This window comes from Exiguobacterium sp. SH5S4 (assembly GCF_004337045.1).
Taxonomy (GTDB): domain Bacteria; phylum Bacillota; class Bacilli; order Exiguobacteriales; family Exiguobacteriaceae; genus Exiguobacterium; species Exiguobacterium aurantiacum_A.
Genome location: NZ_SJUQ01000021.1, coordinates 19,337 through 45,558 on the forward strand (window position 1 = coordinate 19,337; position 26,222 = coordinate 45,558).

Annotated in this window: 28 protein-coding genes and 1 other annotated feature (1 of these 29 cut by a window edge); of the genes, 18 read left to right on the forward strand and 10 right to left on the reverse strand. The window is 52.1% G+C overall.

What is annotated here, in order from left to right; genetic code table 11:
- Window positions 1–99, forward strand: a binding site (T-box leader); it begins 113 nt to the left of the window's first position.
- Window positions 100–152: 53 nt separating this feature from the next.
- Window positions 153–1,835, forward strand: coding sequence for an arginine--tRNA ligase (gene argS / locus EVJ32_RS11720; RefSeq protein ID WP_131458567.1), 1,683 nt, complete (start codon window positions 153–155; stop codon window positions 1,833–1,835).
- Window positions 1,836–1,875: 40 nt separating this feature from the next.
- On the opposite strand, the gene EVJ32_RS11725 is transcribed toward argS, so the two are convergent.
- The gene (locus EVJ32_RS11725) at window positions 1,876–2,454 is read right to left on the reverse strand and encodes a metallophosphoesterase family protein (protein WP_131458568.1); all 579 of its coding nucleotides are present in this window, start codon (window positions 2,452–2,454) and stop codon (window positions 1,876–1,878) included.
- Complete coding sequence (locus EVJ32_RS11730) at window positions 2,451–2,942, reverse strand: YajQ family cyclic di-GMP-binding protein (RefSeq protein WP_131458569.1); 492 nt, start codon at window positions 2,940–2,942, stop codon at window positions 2,451–2,453. Before EVJ32_RS11730 ends, EVJ32_RS11725 begins: the two co-directional genes overlap by 4 nt.
- A gap of 69 nt (window positions 2,943–3,011) precedes the next feature.
- Between EVJ32_RS11730 and pulA the strand changes: the two genes are divergently transcribed.
- The gene (pulA, locus tag EVJ32_RS11735; RefSeq protein WP_016509680.1) at window positions 3,012–5,006 is read left to right on the forward strand and encodes a type I pullulanase; all 1,995 of its coding nucleotides are present in this window, start codon (window positions 3,012–3,014) and stop codon (window positions 5,004–5,006) included.
- Between the two features lie 15 nt (window positions 5,007–5,021).
- Here the strand turns inward: pulA and EVJ32_RS11740 are convergent, their stop codons facing one another.
- Window positions 5,022–5,186 (reverse strand): YycC family protein, encoded by a 165-nt coding sequence (locus tag EVJ32_RS11740; RefSeq protein ID WP_016509685.1) that lies wholly within the window; start codon window positions 5,184–5,186, stop codon window positions 5,022–5,024.
- Between the two features lie 139 nt (window positions 5,187–5,325).
- Here EVJ32_RS11740 and EVJ32_RS11745 point away from each other — a divergent pair, with 139 nt between their 5' ends.
- The 4 genes from EVJ32_RS11745 to EVJ32_RS11760 all read left to right on the forward strand — a co-directional run bounded on the left by EVJ32_RS11745 (window position 5,326) and on the right by EVJ32_RS11760 (window position 10,037).
- Window positions 5,326–6,117 (forward strand): hypothetical protein, encoded by a 792-nt coding sequence (locus tag EVJ32_RS11745; protein ID WP_131458570.1) that lies wholly within the window; start codon window positions 5,326–5,328, stop codon window positions 6,115–6,117.
- 102 nt (window positions 6,118–6,219) lie between these two features.
- Complete coding sequence (locus EVJ32_RS11750; protein WP_131458571.1) at window positions 6,220–8,343, forward strand: MMPL family transporter; 2,124 nt, start codon at window positions 6,220–6,222, stop codon at window positions 8,341–8,343.
- Between the two features lie 255 nt (window positions 8,344–8,598).
- Window positions 8,599–9,234, forward strand: coding sequence for a YitT family protein (locus EVJ32_RS11755; protein WP_070329202.1), 636 nt, complete (start codon window positions 8,599–8,601; stop codon window positions 9,232–9,234).
- Between the two features lie 80 nt (window positions 9,235–9,314).
- Window positions 9,315–10,037 (forward strand): YwiC-like family protein, encoded by a 723-nt coding sequence (locus tag EVJ32_RS11760; RefSeq protein WP_131458572.1) that lies wholly within the window; start codon window positions 9,315–9,317, stop codon window positions 10,035–10,037.
- A gap of 19 nt (window positions 10,038–10,056) precedes the next feature.
- On the opposite strand, the gene EVJ32_RS11765 is transcribed toward EVJ32_RS11760, so the two are convergent.
- Window positions 10,057–11,004: a DUF4003 family protein gene (locus EVJ32_RS11765; protein WP_236639515.1), complete on the reverse strand. Its 948-nt coding sequence runs from the start codon at window positions 11,002–11,004 to the stop codon at window positions 10,057–10,059.
- Window positions 11,005–11,119: 115 nt separating this feature from the next.
- On the opposite strand from EVJ32_RS11765, the gene EVJ32_RS11770 reads away from it, so the two are divergent.
- Window positions 11,120–11,590, forward strand: coding sequence for a DUF2243 domain-containing protein (locus tag EVJ32_RS11770; RefSeq protein WP_131458574.1), 471 nt, complete (start codon window positions 11,120–11,122; stop codon window positions 11,588–11,590).
- Between the two features lie 6 nt (window positions 11,591–11,596).
- Window positions 11,597–12,382 (forward strand): cytochrome c oxidase assembly protein, encoded by a 786-nt coding sequence (locus EVJ32_RS11775; RefSeq protein WP_131458575.1) that lies wholly within the window; start codon window positions 11,597–11,599, stop codon window positions 12,380–12,382.
- Between the two features lie 69 nt (window positions 12,383–12,451).
- Here the strand turns inward: EVJ32_RS11775 and EVJ32_RS11780 are convergent, their stop codons facing one another.
- Together EVJ32_RS11780 and EVJ32_RS11785 are read right to left on the reverse strand one after the other, a co-directional pair.
- On the reverse strand, window positions 12,452–12,883 hold the full coding sequence (locus EVJ32_RS11780) for a type III secretion system chaperone family protein (protein WP_016509669.1): 432 nt from the start codon (window positions 12,881–12,883) through the stop codon (window positions 12,452–12,454).
- A 66-nt stretch (window positions 12,884–12,949) separates the two neighbouring features.
- On the reverse strand, window positions 12,950–13,216 hold the full coding sequence (locus EVJ32_RS11785; RefSeq protein WP_016509666.1) for a metal-sensitive transcriptional regulator: 267 nt from the start codon (window positions 13,214–13,216) through the stop codon (window positions 12,950–12,952).
- A gap of 282 nt (window positions 13,217–13,498) precedes the next feature.
- On the opposite strand from EVJ32_RS11785, the gene EVJ32_RS11790 reads away from it, so the two are divergent.
- From EVJ32_RS11790 to EVJ32_RS11805, 4 genes are all read left to right on the forward strand, one after another.
- Window positions 13,499–13,804: a rhodanese-like domain-containing protein gene (locus EVJ32_RS11790; RefSeq protein WP_131458576.1), complete on the forward strand. Its 306-nt coding sequence runs from the start codon at window positions 13,499–13,501 to the stop codon at window positions 13,802–13,804.
- On the forward strand, window positions 13,801–16,266 hold the full coding sequence (locus tag EVJ32_RS11795; protein ID WP_131458577.1) for a CoA-disulfide reductase: 2,466 nt from the start codon (window positions 13,801–13,803) through the stop codon (window positions 16,264–16,266). Before EVJ32_RS11790 ends, EVJ32_RS11795 begins: the two co-directional genes overlap by 4 nt.
- Before the next feature lie 182 nt (window positions 16,267–16,448).
- The gene (locus EVJ32_RS11800) at window positions 16,449–17,894 is read left to right on the forward strand and encodes an alanine/glycine:cation symporter family protein (protein WP_131458578.1); all 1,446 of its coding nucleotides are present in this window, start codon (window positions 16,449–16,451) and stop codon (window positions 17,892–17,894) included.
- A gap of 84 nt (window positions 17,895–17,978) precedes the next feature.
- On the forward strand, window positions 17,979–18,434 hold the full coding sequence (locus EVJ32_RS11805) for a hypothetical protein (protein ID WP_016509688.1): 456 nt from the start codon (window positions 17,979–17,981) through the stop codon (window positions 18,432–18,434).
- 530 nt (window positions 18,435–18,964) lie between these two features.
- Here EVJ32_RS11805 and EVJ32_RS11810 read toward each other — a convergent pair.
- Window positions 18,965–20,029, reverse strand: coding sequence for a metal ABC transporter solute-binding protein, Zn/Mn family (locus EVJ32_RS11810; protein WP_131458579.1), 1,065 nt, complete (start codon window positions 20,027–20,029; stop codon window positions 18,965–18,967).
- Between the two features lie 182 nt (window positions 20,030–20,211).
- Here EVJ32_RS11810 and EVJ32_RS11815 point away from each other — a divergent pair, with 182 nt between their 5' ends.
- From EVJ32_RS11815 to EVJ32_RS11825, 3 genes are all read left to right on the forward strand, one after another.
- The gene (locus tag EVJ32_RS11815; RefSeq protein WP_131458580.1) at window positions 20,212–21,147 is read left to right on the forward strand and encodes an alpha/beta hydrolase; all 936 of its coding nucleotides are present in this window, start codon (window positions 20,212–20,214) and stop codon (window positions 21,145–21,147) included.
- Between the two features lie 66 nt (window positions 21,148–21,213).
- Entirely contained in the window at window positions 21,214–21,813 is a 600-nt protein-coding gene (locus tag EVJ32_RS11820) for a histidine phosphatase family protein (RefSeq protein ID WP_131458581.1), read from the forward strand.
- A gap of 10 nt (window positions 21,814–21,823) precedes the next feature.
- The gene (locus EVJ32_RS11825; RefSeq protein WP_131458582.1) at window positions 21,824–22,300 is read left to right on the forward strand and encodes a DUF456 domain-containing protein; all 477 of its coding nucleotides are present in this window, start codon (window positions 21,824–21,826) and stop codon (window positions 22,298–22,300) included.
- Between the two features lie 74 nt (window positions 22,301–22,374).
- Here EVJ32_RS11825 and EVJ32_RS11830 read toward each other — a convergent pair whose 3' ends face one another.
- Complete coding sequence (locus EVJ32_RS11830; protein WP_236639516.1) at window positions 22,375–22,851, reverse strand: YwpF-like family protein; 477 nt, start codon at window positions 22,849–22,851, stop codon at window positions 22,375–22,377.
- A gap of 110 nt (window positions 22,852–22,961) precedes the next feature.
- Here EVJ32_RS11830 and EVJ32_RS11835 point away from each other — a divergent pair, with 110 nt between their 5' ends.
- Window positions 22,962–23,264, forward strand: coding sequence for a hypothetical protein (locus tag EVJ32_RS11835; protein ID WP_071398906.1), 303 nt, complete (start codon window positions 22,962–22,964; stop codon window positions 23,262–23,264).
- A 45-nt stretch (window positions 23,265–23,309) separates the two neighbouring features.
- Here EVJ32_RS11835 and EVJ32_RS11840 read toward each other — a convergent pair whose 3' ends face one another.
- Window positions 23,310–24,755, reverse strand: a complete 1,446-nt coding sequence (locus EVJ32_RS11840) for a nicotinate phosphoribosyltransferase (RefSeq protein ID WP_131458583.1) — start codon at window positions 24,753–24,755, stop codon at window positions 23,310–23,312.
- A gap of 23 nt (window positions 24,756–24,778) precedes the next feature.
- The gene (locus EVJ32_RS11845; RefSeq protein WP_131458584.1) at window positions 24,779–25,312 is read right to left on the reverse strand and encodes a cysteine hydrolase family protein; all 534 of its coding nucleotides are present in this window, start codon (window positions 25,310–25,312) and stop codon (window positions 24,779–24,781) included.
- A gap of 142 nt (window positions 25,313–25,454) precedes the next feature.
- Here EVJ32_RS11845 and EVJ32_RS11850 point away from each other — a divergent pair, with 142 nt between their 5' ends.
- Both EVJ32_RS11850 and EVJ32_RS11855 read left to right on the forward strand, forming a co-directional pair.
- Window positions 25,455–25,730: a 4a-hydroxytetrahydrobiopterin dehydratase gene (locus EVJ32_RS11850; protein ID WP_131458585.1), complete on the forward strand. Its 276-nt coding sequence runs from the start codon at window positions 25,455–25,457 to the stop codon at window positions 25,728–25,730.
- The gene (locus EVJ32_RS11855) at window positions 25,723–26,205 is read left to right on the forward strand and encodes a hypothetical protein (RefSeq protein ID WP_236639517.1); all 483 of its coding nucleotides are present in this window, start codon (window positions 25,723–25,725) and stop codon (window positions 26,203–26,205) included. Before EVJ32_RS11850 ends, EVJ32_RS11855 begins: the two co-directional genes overlap by 8 nt.
- Window positions 26,206–26,222 lie beyond the last annotated feature (17 nt).

The window sequence follows — 26,222 nt, forward strand, 5'->3', positions numbered from 1 at the left end:
AGCGAGTAGGCGTAGCCGGGGGGCCCCCGTTATCACCGTTAAAGTGGTCTGTGTAAAACAGGCAAGAAGAGTGGTACCGCGGGCCAACCCGTCTCTTTGCATCTGTGCAAAGGGCGTTTTTTTTATGACTAGATTTGAAGGAGGAAATTTACATGAGTTATGAACGCAAGTATGCGGAGGCTCTGTCACGTGTCATCGGTGACGAACTCACGCTCGACCAGATTGAGGCATTGATTGAAAAACCAAAACATGAGGCGCACGGGGATCTCGCGTTCCCATGCTTCCAACTCGCCAAGGCGTACCGGAAAGCGCCGGTCATGATTGCGACTGACATCGCTGGTGAATTGAACGACGAACTGTTCACAAAAGTTGAAGCGGCCGGTCCATATGTGAACGTCTTCTTGAGCCGTGACGTCGTCTCGCAGGAAATCATTAACACGGTTCTCGACGAGCAAGCGGATTACGCGACGCATGCGACACGCAACGAGACGATTGTCACGGACTTCTCGTCACCGAACATCGCCAAACCGTTCTCGATGGGACACTTGCGCTCGACGGTCATCGGTAACGCCATCAACCAGATCGCTCGCAAAAACGGCTATAACGTCGTCGGTGTCAACCACCTCGGCGACTGGGGTACACAATTCGGGAAACTCATGGTCGCTTATAAGAAGTGGGGCGATGAGGAAGCGGTCCGGGCAAATCCGATTGCTGAGCTCTTAAAGCTATACGTTCACTTCCATGAAGAAGTGAAAACTCAGCCTGAGCTTGAAGACGAGGGCCGTGCTTGGTTCAAAAAGCTCGAGGACGGTAACGTTGAAGCGACCGAACTGTGGACGTGGTTCCGTGACGAGTCGCTCAAAGAGTTCCAAAAAGTATACGATCTCCTCGGTGTCGAGTTTGACAGCTTACACGGTGAAGCGTTCTACAACGACAAGATGGACCGAATCGTCGCCATGCTCGAAGAGAAGAACCTGCTCGTCGAGAGTGAAGGGGCGATGGTCGTCTCGCTTGAAGACGAGAACTTGCCACCTTGCCTGATCACAAAGAAAGACGGCGCGACGCTTTACGCGACACGCGACTTGGCTGCGGCCGTCTATCGTCATGAGACGTACAACTTCGTCCAAGCGAACTACGTCGTCGGTGGTGAGCAGGCACTCCACTTCAAACAGTTGTTCTCGGTACTCCGCAAGCTCGGTTACGACTTCGTCGACGGCATGCACCACGTGCCGTTCGGCTTGATCTTGCAAGAAGGGAAGAAGATGTCGACACGTAAAGGCCGCATCGTCCTGCTTGAAGAAGTATTGAAAGAAGCGATCGAGAAAGCGCAAGCGAACATCGAACAGAAGAACCCTGAGCTTCCAAACGCAGAGAACGTGGCTCGCATGGTCGGAGTCGGCGCCGTCATCTTCCACGATTTGAAGAACGAGCGCATCAACAACATCGAGTTCGACCTCGATAGCATGCTCAAGTTCGAAGGGGAGACGGGACCTTACGTGCAGTACACGAACGCACGGGCGAACTCGCTCCTCCGTAAAGGCAACTACGACGGTTCAACGTTCGCAGGTGCGGACGACGACCACACGTGGGGCGTCGTGACGATGCTCAACGCGTTCCCACACGTCATCACGCGTGCCCATGAGCGCCGTGAGCCGTCGATCATCAGCCGTTACGTCCTCGATTTGGCGCAAGCGTTCAACAAGTATTACGGCCACGTCCGTGTGCTTGAAGAAGATGCGGGCAAACAATCGCGTCTCGCGCTCGTCAAAGCCGTGACGATCGTCTTGACGGAAGGACTCCGTTTGATCGGTGTCCAAGCTCCAGAAGAAATGTAAGCACGACAAAAGGGACCTGCGAAAGGTCCCTTTTGTCGTGTCACGCCTTCATCCGCGTGACGGTTCGCGTCTTCGTATCATATAGACACCATTCCCGGTCGAAGATGACGGCGCCGACGTTGATGACGTAGCGCTTCTTCTTCAACTTGAACGGTGTCCCGATTTCCCAGGGAATCGAGCGGCCTTTCCGATAGATGCCCGGAATATGACTATGCCCGATAAAGACGAGCGGGTACTTGCCTTTTTCGACGAGTGGCTCCCAGTCAGCGCTCCACTTGATTTGATGGCCGTGTAAGAACAGCGCCTCATCGAGCGTCGTCTGTTCAGGCAATAATGAGATGCGGGTCTTGACAGGGTGCGACACGATGAGCACTTCGTCAATCCGTTCTTCTTGGTTGCCGCGCAGGCTCGGGAACGTCAAGAGTGCTTCGTACTGCTCGTCAAACGTCATAACGTCGGAGACGTCATGAAACCGTTCGTTGCGCCGTTTTTTGCCGATATGGCACTCGTACAAGTCGCCGAGGCAGAGGATGTGCGCGGTCTCGCGCCTGACCGCCTCGAGGACGGTTTCCAAATCATCAAACGAACCGTGCGGGTCACTGATGATTGCGAGTTTCATCGGTAGTTCGTGAACTGGGCATCGACCGATAGCTCGAGCTCACGGACGAGTTGCATGACCGCTTGCAGGTCGTCACGCGACTTGGCCGTCACGCGAATCTGATCGTCTTGAATTTGCGATTTCACTTTCAACTTCGACTCTTTGATGGCGTTATTGATCTTCTTAGCATCGTCTTTATCGATCCCGCTCTTCAATTTGACACGTTGACGGACGGTACCGCCGAGTGCGCGCTCAATTTTTTGGTAGTCGAGGTTTTTCGTCGGTACGCCGCGCTTGATCAACTTCGAGATCATGACGTCTTTTAACTGCTCAAGTTTGTAGTCGTCATCCGAGATGAGGACGAGGTCGCCGCTATCGAGTGACATCTCACTCTTCGATCCTTTAAAGTCATAACGGTTCAAAATTTCTTTTTCGGCGATTTGGATCGCGTTTTTCACTTCTTCGAGGTTCATTTCTGACACGATATCAAAAGAATTGTCTTTTGCCATGTTTCATCCATCCTTTGTATGGGTTTTGTTATAATGATAGCAGATTTGAAGCAGTGAAGGAGTGAAACGATGGAACATACAATCGATAGACAGACAAATGTAGACTTGGATCACGTTGCATATCATGGAAAAGACCTTGGGGTGACGTTTAAAAGTGAACTCATCCGTCTGCGGGTGTGGTCACCAGTAGCCGAGCAAATGACAGTGAAGCTTTATCGTACGGCGCGGGCGCGTAAGTTTGACCGCATCGAGCTCGAACGGGCTGAAAAAGGGACATGGATGGTCGAACTTGACCGGGCGCAATTCGAAGGTCAGTTTTACGTGTTCGAGGCTGTCGTTGACGGAAAACGCATCGAATCACTCGATCCGTATGCGAAAGTCGTCGGCGTCAATGGGAAACGGGGCTGCCTGCTCGACCCGTCTTCAATCAACCCAGACCATTGGGTCAAAGAACGTCCGCTCTTCCACTCTTCGCAAGAAGCAGTCATTTATGAGGCGCATGTGAGAGATTTGACGAGCCATCCGGACAGCGGCGTCATGCACCGTGGTAAATTCCTCGGGATGACCGAGGCCGGTACGAAGACGAAAAACGGATACCCGACAGCGCTCGACTACATAACGGCGCTCGGCGTGACCCACCTTCAACTCATGCCGTTCTTTGACTACGGTTCGGTCAACGAGTCGCGTGAAAGCGAGTCAAACTATAACTGGGGCTATGACCCGGTCCATTATTTCGCGGTCGAAGGTTCGTACGCCTCGACAGCGGATGATCCGGCCGCCCGGATCCTTGAATTGAAGGCGATGATTCAAGCGCTCCATGACCGCGGGATCCGCGTCATCATGGACGTTGTGTTCAACCATACGTATGACGCCTTGACGACACCGCTCGGCCAGTTCGTGCCGGACTACTATTATCGGTTGCACGAGGACGGGACGCTCGCCGACGGTTCGGAGTGCGGCAACGATACGGCGTCAGAGCGGGCGATGATGCGCAAACTGATCGTCGAATGTGTCTCGTATTGGGCCAAAGAGTTCATGATCGACGGCTTCCGCTTCGATTTGATGGGGCTGCATGACGTCAAGACGATGAACCAAGTCCGCAAAGCACTCGATCGGATCGACCCATCGATCCTCGTCACCGGAGAAGGCTGGGATCTCGATACACCACTGGCAGTTCGCAAAAAAGCGAACCAACACAACGCCCATAAAATGCCACGGATCGCCCAGTTCAACGATGCGATCCGGGACGGAATCCGTGGTGACGTGTTCATCGAAGACTTGCCGGGCTGGATTAGCGGCAACGCCGAGCTGACGGCTGACGTGAAACGCGGGATCGCCGGTGCGGTCACGAGTCAAAGCTTCGCCGACGAGCCGAACCAAGTCGTCAACTACGTCGAATGCCATGACAACTTGACGCTTTGGGACAAACTGGCCGCCGCTAGTCCTGACGACGACGAGACGACGCGCCGCCGCCGTCACCGTCTTGCGACGACGATCGTCCTGCTCAGTCAAGGTATTCCGCTCCTTCATAGCGGTCAAGAGTTTTTCCGCACGAAAGACGGGAATGAGAACAGTTTCAAATCGGGCGAGGTCATCAACCGGTTGGACTGGACCCGGGCCGAGCATGAGACGCCGAGCGTCGAATATGTGAAAGGCTTGATCAACTTGCGCAAACAGTATCCGTTGTTCCGTCTCGAGAACACCGAACAGATTCGCAAACATTTACGTTTCTTTGACGAAGAAGAAGGAGTGATCGCCTACGAACTTCATCGTCAAGTCGACGGTTATGTCGAGCGTCATCTCGTCTACCATAACGGACTCGAAGTACCGGTCGACGTGAAGCTGCCAGCTGGAAAGTTCGAAGTTCATGTCGAAGACCATACCGTCAACTTGACGGCGCCACGACTCGTCGAAGACCGGCACCTCATCGTCGCGCCGCTATCGACGCTCGTCGTGACAGAACGCCGTCCGGATTACAGCAAGTACGCTGTCGCCGGTGGGGCTGCGCTTGCCATCCTTGGACTCTGGTACGTTGCGAAAAAACGGAAGAACAAACAAGGGTAACAAAAAAAGGAGACGTCATTCCGTCTCCTTTTCTTCGTTCGGCTCGGTCTTGGATGCTTCAAGCTCCATCATCTTTCGAACGAGGATATGTTTTGGCATATGCATGAGTTCTTCAAGCGGTACGTTCAACTTTTTGGCAAGCTCGACCGCCGTCTCGGGAGACAATTGTAGTGGGCGCATGTGGTTTCTCCTTTCTAAGTTCAGGTTTGCTACAGCCAGTATACAGCAAAAACGGACCGAATGAGAATGTGTCGTGTGAACACATTCAAAATCGAAAAACCGTTCGGTCGTTGCTAAGCTGAAACTAGGAAGTGATCAAATGTACAAACAAGTAGCAGACTATCAGTTTCATCAGACGGTTGAATGGTTAGAGCGCGTCGGTGGAGGATGGATGTTGTATTTGGCGCAAACCGGATTTGTCTTTTTCGACGAGACGTTCCAAATCAGATGGGAACTCGAGTGGAAATGGGCACCGTGCGCACTATATATTGAACCACATGGAAAAAAAGCCGTCGCGCTATTCCGAGACATGCAAACGTATGGAGTCATTGATTTAAAGCAAGGCATGATGGAGTGTCACCCAATCCCAAAAACGTTTCATGACGATTGGTTCAGCAATTTATGTCATTGGCGAGGAGACGATTTATTTCTCTACTCGGCGGAATCTGACATCGTGGCGCTAAACATGACCGACCACACGTTCCGCTATAGCCGCTATGAGGAGACTCCAGAGTTTGGCGCCATCATCGAGTTAGCATATCATCCGATTTATGATTTTGAGCGGTTCACAGCCCCGGGCCTCGTCACGCTTTACGATGAATTGAATCAGCAATTCATGGTCGAGCAGGTCGAAGCGGGTGAACGATGGACGATTCCTTACGGCGGCGATTATGATACGGTCATCGTCGACCAGGTCGGTGCGACGACAGCGATTACGTCGACGACGTCGTTCCAGCTGTTCAAGCGTGACCGTCAACTGTTTGCTTCTGACGTATGTGCCGAAAGTGAATTATTGAAAGTGATGTTGCTTGATGAGTCGGGAGACCGCCTCGTCGTGTTATCGACGCCTCGACGATTTTGCCATAGTTGGCTACAAGTGTTCGAGCGTTGACGTTCCTGGACCGAACTCACGGTTCAGGATTTTTTTGCGAAGACTTGATGAAACTCGTGCGAAACGGGAACAGTCTTCTTAGATGGAGAGGGGTGGACGTGGATGGAACGGTTAGGTAAAAATTTGGTTCGGTGGCGCTTTTGGGTGGTCGCCGTGTGGACCGTGTTATTAGCGGTCTCGATTTACTTCGGATTGCAGTTGCCTGGGGAATTGCGAGGAAACGGATTTGCGGTTCAAGACGGCCGCTTCGCGCAAGTAGAGGACACGTTGAACGATCGGTTCGACCGGGCCGGCGCGTCGATGATCGTCTTGCTTGAAGGCGGTGACTTAGAGACGGTCATGGCCGAACAAAAAACACGACTCGAATCTGTTTCAGGTGTCGACGGCGTCATCACGCCAGAAGAGAACCCGGACGCACGCTCGGGTGACGCCGCGTACTTCGTGCTCGAGTTCGAGGACCAGGAGGCGGCCGAGGCGGCGATCGCCGATGTCCGTAATGAATTGATTCGAGATACGGATACAGAAGTCCGGTTGACCGGGGAGCCAGTCTTTGCCCAAGATTTGAACGAGGCATCGAAAAATGACTTAATCCGGGCCGAATTGATCGGGATCCCGGTCGCGCTCGTCGTCCTCTTGCTCGTCTTCGGGACACCGCTCGCCGCTTTCATGCCCTTATTCGTTGGACTGATCACGTTCATCGTCGCGGCGGGCTCGCTCTTCTTCTTCACGCAGACGATGGAGCTGTCGATTTTCGTATTGAACGCCGTCGCGATGATCGCGATTGCGCTCGGGATCGACTTCTCGCTCTTGCTCGTCAACCGCTACCGTGAAGAACTCGCCAAAGGACTGTCACGGGAAGCGGCCATCGTCCGGACGGTCGCGACGGCAGGACGCTCGATCCTGTTCTCAGGACTGTGCGTCTTCGTCGGGCTCGCCGGACTGTTGTTCATTCAAGTCGATGTGTTTCAAGCGATCGCGCTCGGCGCCTTGATTGCGGTCGCGGGCGCCGTCTTGTCGGCGCTCACGCTCTTGCCGTCGGCGCTCTATATCGTCGGCGATGCCATCAATAAAGGACGTCTCATCAGAACGAACGAGACGCGCTCTGAAGTACGCTGGCAAAAGTTGGCCCGGTTCGTCATGAAGCGTCCGGTCGTGATGACGCTCGTCGCGTTGTTGCTCTTGTTGCCGAGCCTTTGGTTCGTCCGCGATTTAGAACTGAACATCCCGAACGCCGACGCGCTCCCGACGTCGTACGAATCACGGGCCGCCCTCGAGCGGTGGGACGATGTGTTCGGCGAGACGTCGACCGATGCGGTGCTGTTGTTTGAGACGAATGATTTGACCGACTCGATGATTCTTGACGAGTTGACAACACTCACAGACGAGTTGAATGAAGACCCGATCGTCGACAACGTCACAACGTTCTTGACCGCATCAAACTTAACAGCTGCGGAATTCCAGCAGCTCGTTCAAGTCGCCCCGGAACAGCTCGAGGCGTTTGAACGTCTCGTCACGCTCGAAGGGAATACCGACCTCGCGCTCGTCAACGTTAGCTTCGACGTGCCCCCGAGTGATAAAGCGGCGCAGGCGTTTGTCCGCGATTGGCGCGACCAAGGCTTCGACGTCGGCGGACCGGCCGCCTTCAACGAAGAGATTTATGAAGAGATCTACGACAGCATCCCCTATGCGGTCGTGACCGTGATTTTAGCGACGATGGTCATCCTCATGTGGGCGTTCCGATCGATCTTGATTCCGATCAAGGCGATCATCATGAACGTGCTCGGACTCGGGGCGACGTTTGGGTTATTGGTCATCATCTTTGAGTCGGGTTACGTGTACGATGCCGAGACGATCAGTATTTTGACGCCGGTGTTCATCTTCTCACTCGTATTCGGCCTATCGATGGACTACGAGGTGTTCCTCGTCTCCCGGATCGAGGAGTATTATCGCGAGACCGGGGATAACGACTACGCGACTGAGATGGGGCTCGCGAAGACGAGTAAGATCATCACGTCGGCCGCGATCATCATGATCGTCGTCACGGGTGCGTTCGCCTTCACCGGTGTCAGCCCGATCAAACAGCTCGGGGTCGGTATCGCGCTCGCCATCTTCATCGATGCGACGATCATCCGGATGTTGCTCGTCCCGTCACTCATGAAACTGTTCGGTGACTGGAACTGGTGGTGGTTCGGGAAGAAAGATTTACCGAAACGTAATCTACACTAAATGTACATCTAATGAAATAGTCGCGGGAGTATGTTAAAATAGTCTCATGATTACGCGCAATTTGGGAAAGGAAGGTCTTTATGGACACCGAGAGGACATGGCCTCTGTTTCAATTGCCGGACTTCTAGCGTTGAGTTTTTACAGACGAACATCGATGTAAAAAATCAACAAACGGAAGATCGGAGATGGAACAGATGGAACCGCGGCTACGACTGAGGATCCTCCTCTCCGTTGAAAACGGGGAGGACAATCGGAATGAAACGAGTTGCTACCATAGTGCTCGGAACGCTGATCATGGCGTTCGGTTATTATTATTTGAATGAACAGTTTGGTTTGGCAGAAGGGGGCTTTGTCGGGTTAGCATTACTCGGCCGCTATTTATTTGATATCGATCCGGCGATCTCGATGATCGTACTCGACATCCCCTTCTTTTTAATCGCTCTTTGGTGGAAAGGCTGGCGCTTCGTCGGACAAGCCGTGCTTGCCGCGGCGTCACTTTCGCTCAGCTATGCGATGTGGGATCGACTCGACCTGTTGACGTTTGACATCCAGGTCTGGCCGGCGACACTGTTTGCTGCGATTGCGAGTGGGATTGTGACCGGCTACGGTCTCGGTCTCGTCTTGAAGTCAGGTGGAGCGACCGGAGGCGACGATTTATTCGCACTCGGTCTGTCAAAGTGGTCCGGCGTATCGGTCGGAACGATTCTCATCGCCTTCGATGTGGTTGTTCTTGCGATCTCGCTCATCTACTTGCCGCTCTCGAACGCGCTCTACACGCTCATCGCGGTCTCAATCGCGGGTCGTGTCGTCACGAAGATGTTGACGGAAGACGCTGTCGAAGTAGCCATACCAAGTGTGACCAAACTAACACCAAAAAACGATCTCGCCTGAGATCGTTTTTTGTTTTGTAAAATTTGTCACAGTTTTCCCCACGCCGTTCTTCTAAACTGATTATAGAAGGAGTGAGTCACATGAAATGGATGATTCCAAAACAGCACGGCGCCTGGTCGATGCTTATTTTACCGTTCTTACTCGGCGGCATCGTCGGAGGATGGACACTCGCGCACTTACCGTTCGCCATCGCTTGGTTGTTCGTCTACATGGGCACGTTTTTCTTGTTCCAATACGTGAAGCAACGGAAGAAGTCGAATGAATTGTTGCGGACGGTCGTGACGTATCTCGTGATTGCGACAGTCGCTGCCATTCCGGTGTTCATCACCGAGTGGCGTCTCGTCTGGTTCGTCCTCGCGATGATCCCGTTCGGTCTCGTCAACGCCTATTTCGCCAAAATCAAAGACGAGCGCAACGTCTGGAACGACGTCAGTGCCGTCACGTCATTTTGTATCGGTGGGATGGCGAGCTATTACTTGGGTGCGCAGACGTTGGGCACGACGATCGTCTGGCTGTTCATCTTGCCATACTTGTATTTCCTCGGCAGTATCTTTTACGTCAAGACGATGATTCGGGAGAAGAAGAGCGCGTTGTACCGGAACATCTCGTGGGGGTATCACCTCATGCTCGTCGCAGCGTTCATCGCGTTCGGCTATCCGCTGCTCGCGCTCGCATACGCGCCGAGCCTCGTCCGGGCGATCGTTTTCTACGGCAAAAAGATCCCGGTCATGAAAATCGGGATCTTTGAGATCGTGAACTCGGTGTTCGTTTTAATTTGTTTGAGCGCATATCTTTACACGTAGAAGGGGCAACCCTTCTTTTTTAGTCGCTTGACGAGGTGCTCGCGATGATGGCGACAGTCGCTGCCGCCGAGGCCGCTTGTTGCATCGCCAGCAAATGGGCGAACGTCCCGTTGAGCAGCAAGTCGCTCGCATCTTCGGTAATATGTTCAGCGGCGACGAGTTGGATGGCGACGTTGAGTCCGTGCGTGTTGAACCAGCGTTGCTGCTCTTTTTCAGCGTTCGTGATGTCGAGAATCGCTTGTTCGTCCTGGTCGTTCGGTGCCGAGACGATTGAGAGCAAGGCGAGCGATGGCAGCTGCTCGCTCTTGACGGTAAGCTGTTGGTTTTGCAGGCGGGTGCGCCAGTCTAAGAAGCGAGCGACGGCGTCGTCTCGGTCCAATTTGCTGAACGTGAGTAAATGCGACACGAGCTGCAGTTCGTTCGAGCGTGGTAACTGGACTTTCAGCGCCTCGTAATACGATTCGATGCGCTCGTTCAGTTCAGTGTGATCGTCGAACGCTTGCACGAGGACGAGCGCCGACAGCAGATCCTCTTCACTCGTGAGCCACGGATGCTGGCGTTTAAATGCTTGATAGAGGGCGCTTGCCTCATCGAGCTTGCGTTCCGGTTCGTCGACGTTGATCAACTGGCTCGCGAGGAACGGCCGCAGCGCGCTGAAACGGAAATGTTTTCGGTCGAGCAGCGTGTCGAGACGAAGTGCTTCGTCAATCGCGGGGCCGACGTCTTCATACTTGGCGTCGAGAAACGATAACCAGACGAGGTTGTTGCTACCGCGAAATTTGGAGAACAAGCCGGTTTTCTGTTTGACGGCCGCCTGCGCCTGTTCAAACCGATTTGGGTCGAACGGGGTGTCATGGATGGCGTAGTTGACGGCCATCAAACGGCGGAAGTCGTCAGTGAGTGCCCACTTCGTCGCCGTTTTGATGGCTTCGAACGAATCGAGGTAACGGGTGTAACGAGTTAACATCAAAATCCCTCCTTCTTTCATTCATACGAAAAAACGAACTAAACGTTTCATAAGTAAACAAAAGGGAATCGAAATATGTCCGAAAACTTTGTTATTAATTTGGAGGTGCCGAAACATGGAAGGTAGTCCGTATGCATACGCGTTCCGTAACCTTGGTTCGGGATTTCTGTTCGGATTGGGCCTGATTGCATTTATAGATGAGACGGTATTTCATCAATTGTTGGCTTGGCATCATTTCTACGATAAATCGACGCCCGCGGTCGGCTTATTCTCAGACGGTCTGTTTCATGCGTTCAGTTGGTTTGCGACCGTAGCTTCCTTGTTCCTACTGGCGGACCTACGTCGAAGAAAATCGTTTTGGATGAAGCGATGGATTAGCGGCGTCTTGATCGGCGTTGGTTTTTTTCAACTCTACGATGGGATCGTTCATCATAAACTGTTGAGAATTCATCAAATTCGTTACGGCGTCGAGATTTTTCCATATGACCTCGTGTGGAATGCGACGGCCCTCGTCATCCTCATAGGTGGTTTAGTGCTCTTTCACCAAACACAGAAGCGGAAGATACTCGTGAGAGAAGGAGGCTAAACGAGGATGCACTCCCATGTCCAGACGGCAAGTGGCGGTTATGAGGCAGCGGTCACGATTTTGTTGCTGATGGCTCTCTTTGCTTATTCGTTTGCCGGAATTTTCACGAGTCGGACATATAAACCGTGGCCGCTATATCGCTACGGCTTATGGTGGGTCGGTATTGTTTGTGTAGGACTTGTTTTGGTTGGACCGTTGGCTACGTTTGCACATACCAATTTTGTCGGACATATGATTGGTCATCTATTGCTCGGTATGTTGGCGCCGCTGTGTCTCGCCTTGTCCGCCCCGATGACGTTACTGTTACGGACGCTCAATGTACGTGCCGCGAGAAGAGTGACACGCGTATTAAAAAGTCGGCCACTTCAATTCTTCACGAATCCGGCCACGGCTTCCGTTCTTAACATCGGAGGACTTTATCTGCTCTATATGACGGATTTGTATTCCTTGATGCATCAATCGATTCTTTTATATATGGTGATTCATCTACATGTGTTTTTAGCAGGATATTTGTTTACAATCTCATTGATTTATGTGGACGTCACGCCACACCGATACAGCTACGTATATCGATCGCTTGTATTGATTGCAGCGTTGGCAGGACATAAGATATTGGCAAAAATGATTTATGCGAGTCCGCCAAATGGGGTGCCAAGAGAGGAAGCAGAGGCTGGGGCGATGTGGATGTATTACGGCGGAGATTTGGTCGACCTTCTATTAATCATCATTCTCTGTTATCAGTGGTATAAAGCGACTTCTCCTCGTGACTTAGCTACGAGAGACAGCGCATGATTGAACAAAAAAAGACGATCATCCCATTCATATTGGGGTGATCGTCTTTTTTTGTCTTGTGGCTCAAAATTATTGAACTTGCGTGTACAGTTTTTGCATGTACTCGTTCACTTCGTCGGCTGCTTGGAACATCATGAACGAATGTTGCAGGATGATCTCTGGTGAGAAGCCGAGGTCGAGGTCGAGTGTTGAAGCGAGCGTGACGTCACGGTCGCTGTCGAGCACGCAACGGAAGTACTTGAACTCTTGGTTGAACTCGTTCAGTGCGTTGAGGATCGGTAGGTCTTCGACGTAGTCCGGAACGTGCGTCACTGTCGCGGCATATAGCTCGGCGTCAGTCGTCTTTTTGTTGAAGGCGATAATCATAACGGGCTGGGCCCCAGATTTAGTCGTTTCACGCGTTAAAAACGTGACGTGTGTTTCGGTCTCGCTCTCTTTGAACGTCATGTTGCGTTCTGCGACGAGCGCTTTGAATGATTCTACTTTTTCTTCGAAGTTCACAAAGAAATCCCCCTTAAAAGTCGTTACTCTAACTTTCCCCCATTTGAGAGGGGAAAGCAAGGGGAACTAGCGTTTCATCAACATTTTGATGGCTTCTTCCACCGTTTCCGACGTATCTTCGCCATCTTGTTGCGCCGTGATAATGCACTGCTCCAAGTTCTTGGCGACGATGATCGTCGAGGCGCGGTCGAGTGCCGATCGAGCCGCACTCAGTTGTGTCACGACGTCGCGACACTCTTTGCCTTCTTCCATCATGCGGATGATGGCCCGGATCTGGCCTTCGACCCGTTTCATGCGGTTCAACACTTTCGTGTCGTATTGATACTGTTCCATAAGTTTCACCTCTATATTCGAATCGTTCAGTAGCCCAACTAGTATTGTGTAGTCTCATCTTAATACGTGGGGGAGTATGTGTCGAGCAACAACGTTTTAGCCGAAAAAATCGATTGTTTGCCGATTCGTCAAACATTTCCCTTGCAATCACATACCATAGGGGGTATATTAATGACGTGGAAGCGAATTGTTCAATAAATCACAAAGTTTATCGGACGCCCGCTACCAAGCTGATCATGAATACGTGAAGGAACTATTGATAAAAAGGATGGGGAAACAAAGATGAAAGCATCGGCTTTAAAACGTCAAATGGACTTTGAAGTCCCTGTAAACATCGTCGACGTGCGTGAACGCGACGAGTTTCAAGAAGCACACATCGCGGGGGCGGCGAATTACCCGCTCTCTGAAATAACGGAGTGGATTGATACGCTCGACACAGACCAAGAGTACATCGTGCTCTGTCGTTCGGGCGCTCGTAGCACGCAAGCTACTTGGCAAATGGAAGCAAAAGGTTATAAAGTGGTCAATATAGAAGACGGCTTGATGAGCTGGCCTGGTGAAGTCGTCCAAGGAGGAAATGAACAATGAGTAAAAAAATCGTAATTGTCGGTGGGGTAGCAGGTGGTGCTTCGGCAGCCGCACGTCTCCGTCGTTTAAATGAAGAAAATCAAATCGTCATGTTCGACCGTGGCGAATATATCTCATTCGCAAACTGTGGTCTTCCATATTACATCGGTGACGTGATTCAAGACCGTCAAAAATTGCTTGTCCAAACAGTTGAGGGCATGCATCAACGGTTCCAACTCGATATCCGCAACTTGACGGAAGTGACAAAAATCAACCGCGCTGAGAAGACGGTGACGGTGAAACACGTCCAGACGGGTGAAACGTACGATGAGTCATACGACGTACTCATCTTGTCGCCTGGAGCGAAACCGATTCGTCCGAACATTCCTGGAATCGAGGAAGCGGAAGATATCTTCACGCTCCGTAATATTCCGGATACAGATAAAATCCGCAGCTACGTCGATGATAAAGCACCGAAACACGCGACGGTCATCGGAGGCGGCTTCATCGGGATCGAGATGGCTGAAAACTTACGCGAACGCGGCGTGGACGTGACGCTCGTCGAAATGGCGGATCAAGTCATGACACCGCTCGATCGTGAGATGGTCGCACCAATCCATGAACATATGCGTCTCCACGGCGTCGATCTCCAATTGTCAGACGGCGTATCGTCGTTCTCTGATCAAGGGAAGAAGATTCATTTGACGAGCGGCCGTGTCATTGAAACGGATATGGTGATCATGTCGATCGGAGTCATTCCGGAATCGACGATCGCCCGAGAAGCCGGTCTTGAGACGGGTACACGTGGCGCAATTCGTGTCAACGAGAAGATGCTCACGTCGGACCCGAGCATCTATGCAATCGGGGACGCGGTCGAAGTACTCGACTATATCTTCAAAGAGCCAACGGTCGTTCCGCTTGCATGGCCAGCCAACCGTCAAGGACGCCTCGTTGCCGACATCATCAACGGCCGCGACGTGAAGTACAACGGGACGATGGGTACCGGGATTGCAAAAGTGTTCGACATGACTGTCGCTTCGACAGGATGGAACGAGAAACGTTTGAGAGCGGCCGGTAAAGAGTTTGAAGCCGTCCACGTGCACCCAGGTTCACACGCAGGCTATTACCCAGGATCGACGCCAGTTTCACTCAAACTGTTGTTCCATCCGACGACGGGTGAAATCTATGGTGCTCAAGGTGTCGGGATGAACGGTGTCGATAAACGAATCGACGTCATCGCGACAGCAATCAAAGGTGGTTTGACGGTCCTCGATCTGCCAGACCTTGAACTTAGCTACGCACCGCCGTTCAGCTCGGCGAAAGATCCGGTCAACATGATCGGTTACGTCGCTTCGAACGTCATCCTCGGTGACAACGAAGTCGTGCATTGGGACGAGATTGACGCATTGGTCGAGAACGGTGCGACACTCCTTGACGTCCGTGACGAGTCTGAGCATGAGCTCGGGAAAATTCCTGGGTCGATCAACATCCCGCTCAACTCGCTCCGTGACAACTTGGACAACTATAGTAAAGACGAGACGATCTACGTGACGTGTCAAGTCGGCCTTCGTGGCTACCTGGCTTCACGCATCTTGCGCCAAAACGGCTTTAAAGTGAAAAACTTGAGCGGTGGCTACAAGACGTGGTCACAAGTACGACGTGATTTTGACGCGCTTGAGACAGTTAAAACGGCAGATGAGACTGCTGCGACAGCAACGAAGGAGGCACCACCCGCAATGACGAATGAACCAGTCGGAGAACCGATTTTCCTTGATACGTGTGGTCTTCAATGCCCGGGCCCGATCTTAGAAGTAAATAAAAAAGTGGCAGAGCTCGGCGAAGGCGAGACGCTCCGCGTCCTCGCAAGCGATCCTGGTTTCTTCGCAGATATCGAAGCATGGGCGAAAAAGACGGGCAATAAACTCGTCTCGAAACAGTTCGTGAACGGTCGCGTCGAAGCGATCCTTCAAAAAGGCAACGGCCCTGCGGTTGCTCAAGCAGGAGCACCAGCCGGCGACGGCGCTTCGATGGTCGTCTTCAGCGGAGATCTCGACCGTGCCCTCGCCTCGTTCATCATCGCTCAAGGCGCGGCGGCAATGGGGAAAGAAGTGACGATGTTCTTCACATTCTGGGGATTGAACGTCATTCGTAAACCAGACGCACCTGACGTGAAGAAGCAAGGTCTCGAGAAGATGTTCGGCATGATGATGCCTTCACATGCTGGAGAACTTCCGCTCTCGAACATGAACTTCGGTGGGGTTGGCCAGAAGATGATGAAGAAAGTGATGAGCGATAAAAACGTGCCATCACTTGACCAAATGATTAAATCGGCACAAGAAGCAGGCGTCAAGATGGTCGCTTGTACGATGTCGATGGACGTCATGGGAATCAAGGAAGAAGAGTTGATCGACGGCATCAACCTCGGCGGTGTGGCAGCATACCTCGGGGCAGCTGAAGGCGGCAACTTGAACCTGTTCATCTAAGTGAATCAAGCAGTCAGAGCGACCGGCCATGTGCCGGTCGCTCTTTCTATTGTTTGGAGGGGAAAATTGAAAATTGCTGAAAAAGATTGCATTCTGCGCACACTTTTCCTATAATTCTAATCATGTTAAGAAAGTTGACATAACTTTTACTTATGATTAAACATACATTTGGAGGATTGAAGATGGAGAATATAATCGAAAAATTTGTTGGGCAAGCGAACGACCTGCTCTGGTCGTCGGTGCTCATCGTCGTTCTTGTCGCGTTAGGCCTTTACTTCACGATTCGCATGGGGTTCGTTCAGTTCCGCATGCTTCCTGAAATGTTCCGCCTCTTGTTCAAAGAAGGCATGAAACGTGAAAAAGGACAAGTGTCTTCGTTCCAAGCGTTCGCCATCGGGACGGCAGCCCGCGTCGGAACAGGGAACATCGCCGGTGTCGCGACAGCGATCGCACTCGGTGGTCCGGGAGCTGTCTTCTGGATGTGGATCATCGCTTTAGTCGGGTCCGCCTCGGCGTTCGTCGAGAGCACGCTCGCTCAAGTGTATAAAATACGTGACGGACGCTCGTGGCGCGGGGGACCGGCCTACTACATGGAACGCGCCCTCGGACAACGCTGGCTCGGCATCTTGTTCGCCATCCTCATCACGTTCTCGTTCGGTTTCGCCTTCAACTCGGTTCAATCGAACACGATTTCGCTTTCGATGAGCAACCAGTTCGGGGTCAGTCCGACAACGGTCGGTCTCGTGTTGGCTGCCATCACAGGAATTGTCATCTTCGGCGGAATCCAGTCGATCGCGGTGTTATCAAGTATCATCGTTCCAATCATGGCCGGCGGTTACATCTTGCTCGCTCTATGGATCATGGTTTCAAATGCTTCGCTATTGCCGAGCGTGTTCAGTCTCATCTTCTCTGAAGGTGTGCTCGGTCTCGAGCAATTGTTCGGCGGAGCGATCGGGGCGATGGTCCTTCAAGGGATCCGTCGCGGTCTGTTCTCGAACGAAGCGGGTATGGGGTCGGCTCCGAACGCGGCAGCGACTGCTGAAGTATCGCATCCGGTCAAACAAGGTTTGATTCAATCGTTCAGTGTCTTCGTCGACACGCTTCTTATCTGTACGTCGACAGCGATGATCATCTTGTTGTCAGGTGTGGCCGGGTCGGAATCGTTCGCAGGTGTCGAATTGACACAAGCAGCGCTCGCGGCTGAGGTCGGTCCGATGGCGACATCGTTCCTGACGATCGCGATCTTCTTGTTCGCGTTCAGCTCGATTCTAGGAAACTACTACTACGGTGAGACGAACATCCAGTTCATCTCGAATAAAAAGATTTATGTCACGCTCTACCGCATCGGTGTCGTCGGGATGGTCCTCTTCGGAGCTGTCCGTTCGGCCGGACTCGTCTGGTCGATCGCCGACGTGTTCATGGGACTCATGGCGCTCGTCAACTTGTATGCGATTTTCCGTCTCGCGAAAGTCGCGCGGCTCGTGCTCGACGATTATTTGGAGCAACGCCGTCAAGGAGACGATCCGGTGTTTTATGCCGACTCGATTGAAGACCTGCCTGGTCGTGAATATTTGGAAGCTTGGGAGACCGAGGAAAAAGAAGTCAAAACGGGTACGTTCCGTTCATAAGCAACAAACCGTCTACGAATATACGTAGGCGGTTTTTTTGCGTCTGAAAGAAGGGTAAACTGAAGAAAAGGGGGGCGTTCAATCATGGAGACGACACATTATATACGCATTTCCCCAGAAGTATGGGTCTCGTTCGGTCAAGACCCGGAGATGATTCTAGACTGGTTGCTTCACGTGCACGAGCAACACCGTGACACGTACGAGACGTTGACGCTCCCAAATATTGAACGATTTCAACAAATACTCGGTCAAATCGAGGTGTACATCGACGGGAATGACACGTATAACTTGGAGATGGCCGTCATCGGGGAAGAGTTGGTCGTCAATGAGAAGCAAGCGGTCGTCGTCGGGATTTTGACGCCGCAGCTGCTTCACATCGTCAAAGACGCAATGAACGCCTTCGAAAAAGAAGATGTCGGAGAGATGGCGCTAGTGAATCGCGACAGTCTCGATGATATTTGGCTCAAGTGGACGCTGTTGAAGCGCTTCTGTGACGAGGCGAGCTTGCGGGATGAGCTCGTGTTGATTTATTATGAATGACACCATCCGAATGGTATAATATTGAAAAAACTAGGCGGTGTATGTTGGTGAATGTTTTTTTTGCAAGTGCGGCACTCGTTTTTTGCATACTTAGTCCGGTGTTTGCCTATCGAGCGGGTCTCAAACGAATCGGACGTGTCAATCTAGTCACGGTGCTACTATTTTTACTGTTTTGGGGATATGTACTTTTGACTGGGGCTTCGTATAATAGTCCGGCTTCGATCGCTTTCTACGCTTTGTTTTATATTAATTTGTGTTTCGCCGTAATTAATAGCGCTCTATTCATGGAGACTCGTCATCCACGAGCATCTCTCCTTAAACTGTTTGGAGTCGGAACTTTGTTGATTGGAGCTTGTGTGCTTCTCGTTGAGTATTTACATCCGACAAACGTAATCTCAGACACTTTGTTGCAAGCGACGATGACCGCTGTTCCGATTTTCGTAACTAGTATCGTTTGGATAAGGTTGAGACAAATCGACCGACAATCAGAAGTATAAAAAACGCTCGATGCGGATGCATCGAGCGTTGTCTCATTTCAATGCGATTTCAAGCGCTTTGACGTTCTCGCGCATCAAGTCGAAATAGCTTTGGTCCATCTGTTCTTTCGTGACCGATTCAAGGTTGTAAATCGTCACCGCTTCAGCGCCGATTTCATTTTTGACGACTTCGGCCACTTTTGGTGTCACCGTATCCTCGAACGCGATGTATTTCAAGTCATGAAGCTTTGCCTCTTCGATGACACGCTTCAACGCTTGCTGTGACGGTTCTTCAGACGGCGTGAGACCGGCGATCGGAAGTTGTTCGAAACCGTATCGTTCCGCCAAGTAGCCATAAGCTGCATGCGTCACGAGGAGCTCTGACTTCGAACCTCCGTCGACGGCTGCTTGCAGCTCGGCATCTAGCGCGTCGGCTTCGTCTTTGAATGCGCTCAACCGATCCGCGAATTCGTCTTTATAGTCAGGCGCTTGCTCGGCGAACGACGCCTCAACCGCTTCTGCCATCGAGACGGCGTTCATCGGATCGAGCCAGACGTGCGGGTCGTATTGGCCGTGATCGTGACCGTCGTCCTCGCTGTGGCCTGCTTCTTCTTCCGTATGTTCATCTTCTCCATGTCCATGTCCATCTTCCTCGTGAGCATGCTCGTCTTCTTCGTGGGCATGCTCGTCTTCTTCGTGGGCGTGCTCGTCTTCACCATGTACATGAACCGTTTCGTCAGCCGAGAGGAGTGTGACATCTTCCGCTGTCTTCACGAACGTGACGTCTTCACTTGCAAGACTCTTCTCCATAGAAGCTACGTATGGTTCAAAGTCATGACCGATTGTGAGAAATAAATCAGCCTCTGCAATCTGTGTCATCTGTTTTGACGTCGGCTCGTACGTATGTGGATCAGCGCCTGGCGGGATCACCATCTCGACGCTCACACGGTCGCCCCCGATTTCTTCAGCAATCGATTTTAAAGCAAATGTCGACGCGTATACCGTCAACTGATCGCTCGATTCGTCTGTAGCATTTGTAGCATTGCTCTCTTCGTTGTTGGCACAACCGCCGAGTAAAAGTGTCCCGGCCGCGGCGACGCTCAAAAATTTCTTGTTCATGTATTATTCCGCCTCTCATCTTATATCAACCATTTATCAACTATTAAACCGTAACGGTTACGTTCTGTAACTGCGTTTAATATTATAGGGGTCAGTCAAGAACACGTCAAGTCCGACTTCCGATGGATGGTTTTTAAAGAAAAAGGGAATATGATTAAAAAAAGAGCGAGGAGTAGATGTGTATGAGAAAGGAGACCGCTTGGTTTGTTGGGGGCGCTGCGTTAGCGGCGGCGACCGCGGCCGGGGCAAGCGTTTGGAATCAATACGGTTCGCTCGTTAGATGGCAAGAACCGGAGATGCCGGTTCGCCCGTCTATACGCAAACGACGGACCCATACGTATAAGATCATTAACGACCAACCGCTCCAATTCGATGTGTACTACCCGCCGGGCGCTGGACCGTTCCCTGTCGCCGTCTACGCGCACGGTGGCGCGTTCGTCCGCGGCGGCCGAGGCATGGTGACGTTGTTCCATCCGCTCCTCGATCATTTCTTGGCAAAAGGGTTCGCCATCGTCAGCGTCGACTATCGACTGTTCGAGGACGGGGTCTATTTCCCGGATAACATCATCGACGTGTCCGACGCGCTCTGTTATTTGAAACAACATGACGGGCTCCTCAACCTCGACATCGATCAATTGATCGGCTGGGGCGACTCGGCGGGTGCGGCGCTCGTCCTCGCGACGGCGCTCGACCGGAGTAAACAGTTCACAGGTGAACTCGGTGACGACGTACCCTCGGTGAAAGGGGTCATCGCGCTGTATCCGCCGACGAACTTCCTGTTGTTCAAGTTCATCCAGACGTGGCTCGCGCACTTAAAGTTTTACGAGGGCAGTCGCGAGGCGTGGCGCGAATTGATGGTAAAATGTTCACCGGTCACACATTTGTATGACGACGCGCCGCCGATTCTCATCTTGCACGGTAAAAAAGATCCGATTGTCCCGTTCGGGCAGGCGCTCCATTTCGTCGAGCACGCCAGTGAGGTCGGGGCGAACGTCCAGCTCATCTCGTTCCCGAACGGTACCCACTCGCTTGCAAGTTTTCTCCAATCCGATAATCCGATTAAAGAAACACAGCTCATGGCCCGCATCGATCGTTTCATCGATGATGCCTTGACGTGACGTTGCGCTTTTTTAGAAAGATGTTACGATTGGAAAAGATTTAACGATTACGAAGGAGTGAAGAGTGTGACGGAACTTTGTTTAGTCCGACATGGTCAGACAGATTGGAATTTTCAAGAAATCATTCAAGGACGGGAAGATATCCCGCTCAACGCGCTTGGACATCGCCAAGCCGAAGAGAGCGCGGCTTTTTTAAGTCAAGAGAACTGGGACGTGATCGTCGCGAGCCCGCTCACGCGAGCAATCGATACGGCCCATTACATCGCAGAGGCGTGTGGCATCAGTCCGGGCGAGATCATTCAAGACGAACGGTTCATCGAGCGTGAGTTCGGCCATGCGTCAGGCAAACCGGTGCCTGGCATTTACGAGGCCGTTCAAGCGGACGATCAGGAACGGGTTCCGGGTCTTGAGTCAGAAGACGAGATGCGGGCCCGGGTGCTTGAAGGGATGGAACATCTTGTCGAGGCGCATCAAGGGAAGCGGATTATCGTCGTCTGCCATTCGCATGCGATCAAAGCCGCCCTATCGGCGGTCGATGACACGTACACGTTCCGCCATGCCATGCGCAACGCCTGCTCGAACTATATCGAACATCGTGAAGATCAGTTCGTCGTAAAGGCCGTGAACATCGCCGATCATATTACGAACGAGATCGTCACGAAGTGAGGAGAAACTCATGACGACATTGCTCTGGATTTTCATCATCGCATCATTTGTTGTCGCGTTCGCGGGATTGATCTATCCGGTCATCCCGAGCGTGCTGTTCTTATTCATCGGTTATGTAATTTACGGATTCGGGTTCTCGTTTGAACCGCTCACATGGACGTTTTGGCTCTGGCAAATCCTGTTCTTGATTTTCTTGTTTGCGGTCGACTATATCGTCACACGGGCGACGGTCGACAAGCGCGGCGGCTCGGAACGGACGAAGTGGGGCGCGACCATCGGTTTGATCGCAGGACCGTTCATCTTCCCGCTCGTCGGCGTACTCATCTTCCCGTTCATCTTTGCGTTTTTAGCTGAGCTCACGCTCGGCAAAACGACGCGCGAGGCGTGGAGCATCGGCGTCGGGACGGTGCTTGCTTTCCTTGGTAGCACCGTGCTCAAAGTCATCGGGATGACGATGATGCTCATCTTGTTTTTCATCTATATCTAAAGGCGAAGAAAATTCTTCGTCTTTTTTGGTTGAGCCGTTTACAAAAACGGGGAAAGAAAAACAAGACCGTTCGCTTATTCGAACGATCCTGTCTTGACGAGCTGGGTGAAGGCAGAGCGGCTGAACGACTGTTGCTGCTCGACTTGTTTTTCAAAGAACGACGGTTTGAGATCGGCGTCCGCCACCCCTTCTGAGATCAAGGAGTCGAGAACTTGTTTTGTCGGATCTTGTTTTGGCAGGAGCATCAACCCTTCGGCGACGAACGTGTGATGGTTCGACAGCGAACGCTCGCTCGTGAACGTCATCGCGATGGCCGCGGGACGGTTATTGGCCGAGGTGATGACCGCCTCTGCTAAAAGAAGGATCCGCTTGTTCAAATAGTGGTGGAGCATGACGGCAAATTCGGTCGGGACGAGCATTTCGAGGAGCCATTCATTATCATGTTCTTTCGAGATGATCAACCCGTCGAGCAGCTCGATCGGGAGGTTCAACTCGTTGCCGTACTCGTCTTGGACGAGGCGGACTTGGACCAGACGGAACGTTTTCATCATATCGATCCCTTCCACGTTTTCTTTAACTCATCTTAACATAGTCTGATTCGAAGATTGTGTTACGATAACGGAGAAGCGACGTAAATATCAGAGGATAAGGAGGCATCAGAATGAGTTGGATTGTTGGCATAATCGGATATATCACGATTCTGGCAATCGGTTATTACGGTGTCCTTTTCTTCAAAGTAAAGCAAGAACGGAGTCGAGCCGGGTATCGCATCTTTCTTTTGCTCGCGGGACTGTTCTTCGTGAGTGGGAGTGACTATATCATCGCCTTATTCCAGGGGGACACGGAGGCGACGTTTTGGCAGCGGACCATCTATTTCATCTTGATTTTGATTTCCCTTTCGATCGCACTTTACTTTCGGAGAAAAGAAGATAAACTCCATGCGCACGAAATGACGACGGCATAAACAAAAGGTTACGGGGACGCTGAACTGCTCCCTGTAACCTTTTGTTTATTTTGGAATCCGTGTTTGACGGATCATTTCGAGTTTTAAGTCCCACAGCGGCTTGCTGAACGTGACCGCATACACTTCCGGCAGGCGAAGTCGCTTGTACTCTTCCCACAGCCCGTTCATCTGCTCATGGTGATACTGGCGGATGTCTTTCGCACTCGGCAAGTCGTACACGCGCTTCCCATCCAGGAAGATCGGTTCGAGCAGACGTTTGACGCTGAAGTTGCGCGTCTTGATCCGGAACGCCGGGTCACGCACGTCGATCAAGTCAATCTCCGTATACGTCTCGACCGGTTCGTCGGCGAGCGCGATATAATCCCCTTTGAACTTGCCGGTCTCGTTATCGATAATCCGGTAAAGTTCTTTCTTGTGCGGGGTCGTCGTCTTCACTTTTGAGGACGACACTTTGATGACCGGTTTCAACTCGCCGTCGGCCCCTTCACGGGCGACGAGCTTGTACACCATCCCGAGGGCCGGCTGTTCGTAAGCCGTGATCCCGCGCGTCCCGACGAGGAACGTGTCGGCTTCGGCGCCTTGCATCCGCAAGTCTTGGATGACGTACTCGTCGAGGTCACCTGAGACGACGATTTTGACGTAGTCGAGACCGGCCGCGTTCAATGCTTTCCGGGCCCGTTTTGACAAGTAGGCAAGGTCACCCGAGTCGAGACGGACCGATTTCAAGCGATGTCCTTTCGCCTCGAGTTCTTTTCCGACCGTGATGGCGTTCGGGAGACCGGATTTGAGCGTGTCGTACGTGTCGATCAACAGGCTCGTGTTGTCCGGATACATCTCGGCAAACGTTCGGAACGCCTCGAGTTCTTCATCATGGAACTGGATGTCGGCGTGCTCCATCGTACCTCCGGTCGGGACATCGAAATCCCGTCCTGCCGAAACGAGACTCGTCACATCAAAGCCGGCGATGTAAGCGGCGCGCGTCCCGTAGTAGGCGGCGTCGACGCCTTGGGCACGGCGGGCTCCACCTTCAAGCAACGTCTCATTCGGTGCGGCTTGACGGATTCGGGCGTACTTCGAGGCAATGAGTGACTCATGGTTGGCGATGTTGAGGAGCGCCGTCTGGAACAGCTTCGCCTCGAAGATCGTCGACTCGATCCGGACGACTTGTTCGTGCGGGAAGATGATCTCACCTTCGCGCACACTATAGAGGGAACCGGTGAACTTGAAGTTGCGGAGGACGTCGCCGAACTCGTCCTCGAACCCGAGCTGTTCTTTCAAATAAGCGATATCGGCTTCCGTGAACGAGACGTTCTCTAAATAGTGCACGATATTTTGCAAGCCGGCGAAGACGACGTAACCGCCGCTGAACGGATTCGAGCGGTAGTAGAGGTCGAAGACGACTTTTTCGTTATGACGGCCTTGTTTCCAATAAATATACATCCAGCGTGGGAGGTAAAGGTCGGTATGGAGTGCTAAGTTGCGATGTAACATTGTAGTTTCCTTTCTGTTTGGCGTCACTTCCCGGTCACAGTTGCTCCGAGGGTCGTGACAAAATGTTCGAGCGCCCAATCGTGACCAATCGGGTTAAAGCTTTGAACCGCATCCGCATGGACGACGATCTTGTATCCGAGGTTGTACGCATCAACGGCCGTATGGAGCACACAGATGTCGGTGCATACACCGACGAGATGGACTTCATGGATGCCGCGCTCACGTAGGCGAAGGTCAAGGTCTGTGCCTGCAAAGGCGCTATAACGCGTCTTGTCGATCCAATAGTCGGCGCGTTCGGCGGCAGTTTTGACGGCACCGTACAACTCGCGACCTTCCGTGCCCCGAATGTTGTGGGGGGGGAACAACGTCGTTTCAGGATGATACGTGTCGTCGGCGTCATGGACGTCGTTCGCGACGACGACGTAGTCCTCTGTTGAAAATTCTTCAATCAACTGGACGATTCGTTCTTCTATGTCTTGCCCGGGTTTCCCGCAAGTCAAACGACCCGTGTCTGCGATAAAATCAAACGTATAATCAATGACGATCAATGCCCGCATGGGAAGTCTCCTCTCTCTTGTGAAGAATGATTTGGCTATCTTTCTTATTCTAAATCATTTTACGGCATGCGAAAAAGATTATTTTCGAGCTTGGTCGGGTAGTAAGTGTAAGAGGAACTGCAATCGAAAGGGGAATCAGCTGATGATTTTGTCATCGACCGAACTGTCTGAACAGTTGTCACGATTACCGGGCTGGGAAGTCGTCGAAGGGGAGCTACAGAAAACGTATCGCCTCGAGACGTTTCCGGAGGCGATCCAATTCGTTCATCTCGTTGCCGATATGGCCGAGACGCTCAACCATCATCCGAACATATTAATCGAGTATCGCAACGTCACGATCACCGTGTCGACACACGATGAAGGAGGCATCACAGAGAAGGACATCATGCTCGCGAAAGGCTGTGAGGAACTTGTCTAAACTGTTTATGACGTTCGCCTCAGGCAGTGTCGCCGACCGGTTGCGCAAGGAACCGGGCGTCGTCGTCGCGAGCGGCAACGAGACAATCTTGCTTGCCGAAGGGGACAAGTCCCCGTTCCAAAGCGGGAAGACGTTCCAAATCGAAGAAGCGGCAGGACAATTCGCGGCGACAGGGAATATCATCTATGCGAACATCCCGGTCGACTCGAACGCCCGGTCGCTCTTGTTCCACCGATTGCTGAAAGAAAAGTCCCGTCTCGGGTCTGGGCACAACGGATTTGCCGCGTATCGGCTCGGCGTTGACCCGGACGACAACCATGGGATTGTCATCATTCAATTCACTGAAGAAGGAAATCGGTTTCGCGATTCGACCGACTACTTACTGTTTCAAGAACGGTTGAAAGAAGCCGTCGAACAAAAAGGGGCCGGTCCAATCATAAAACACTATGTCGTCAGTGAACCGGATAACCTATAATAAACATAACGTCACGT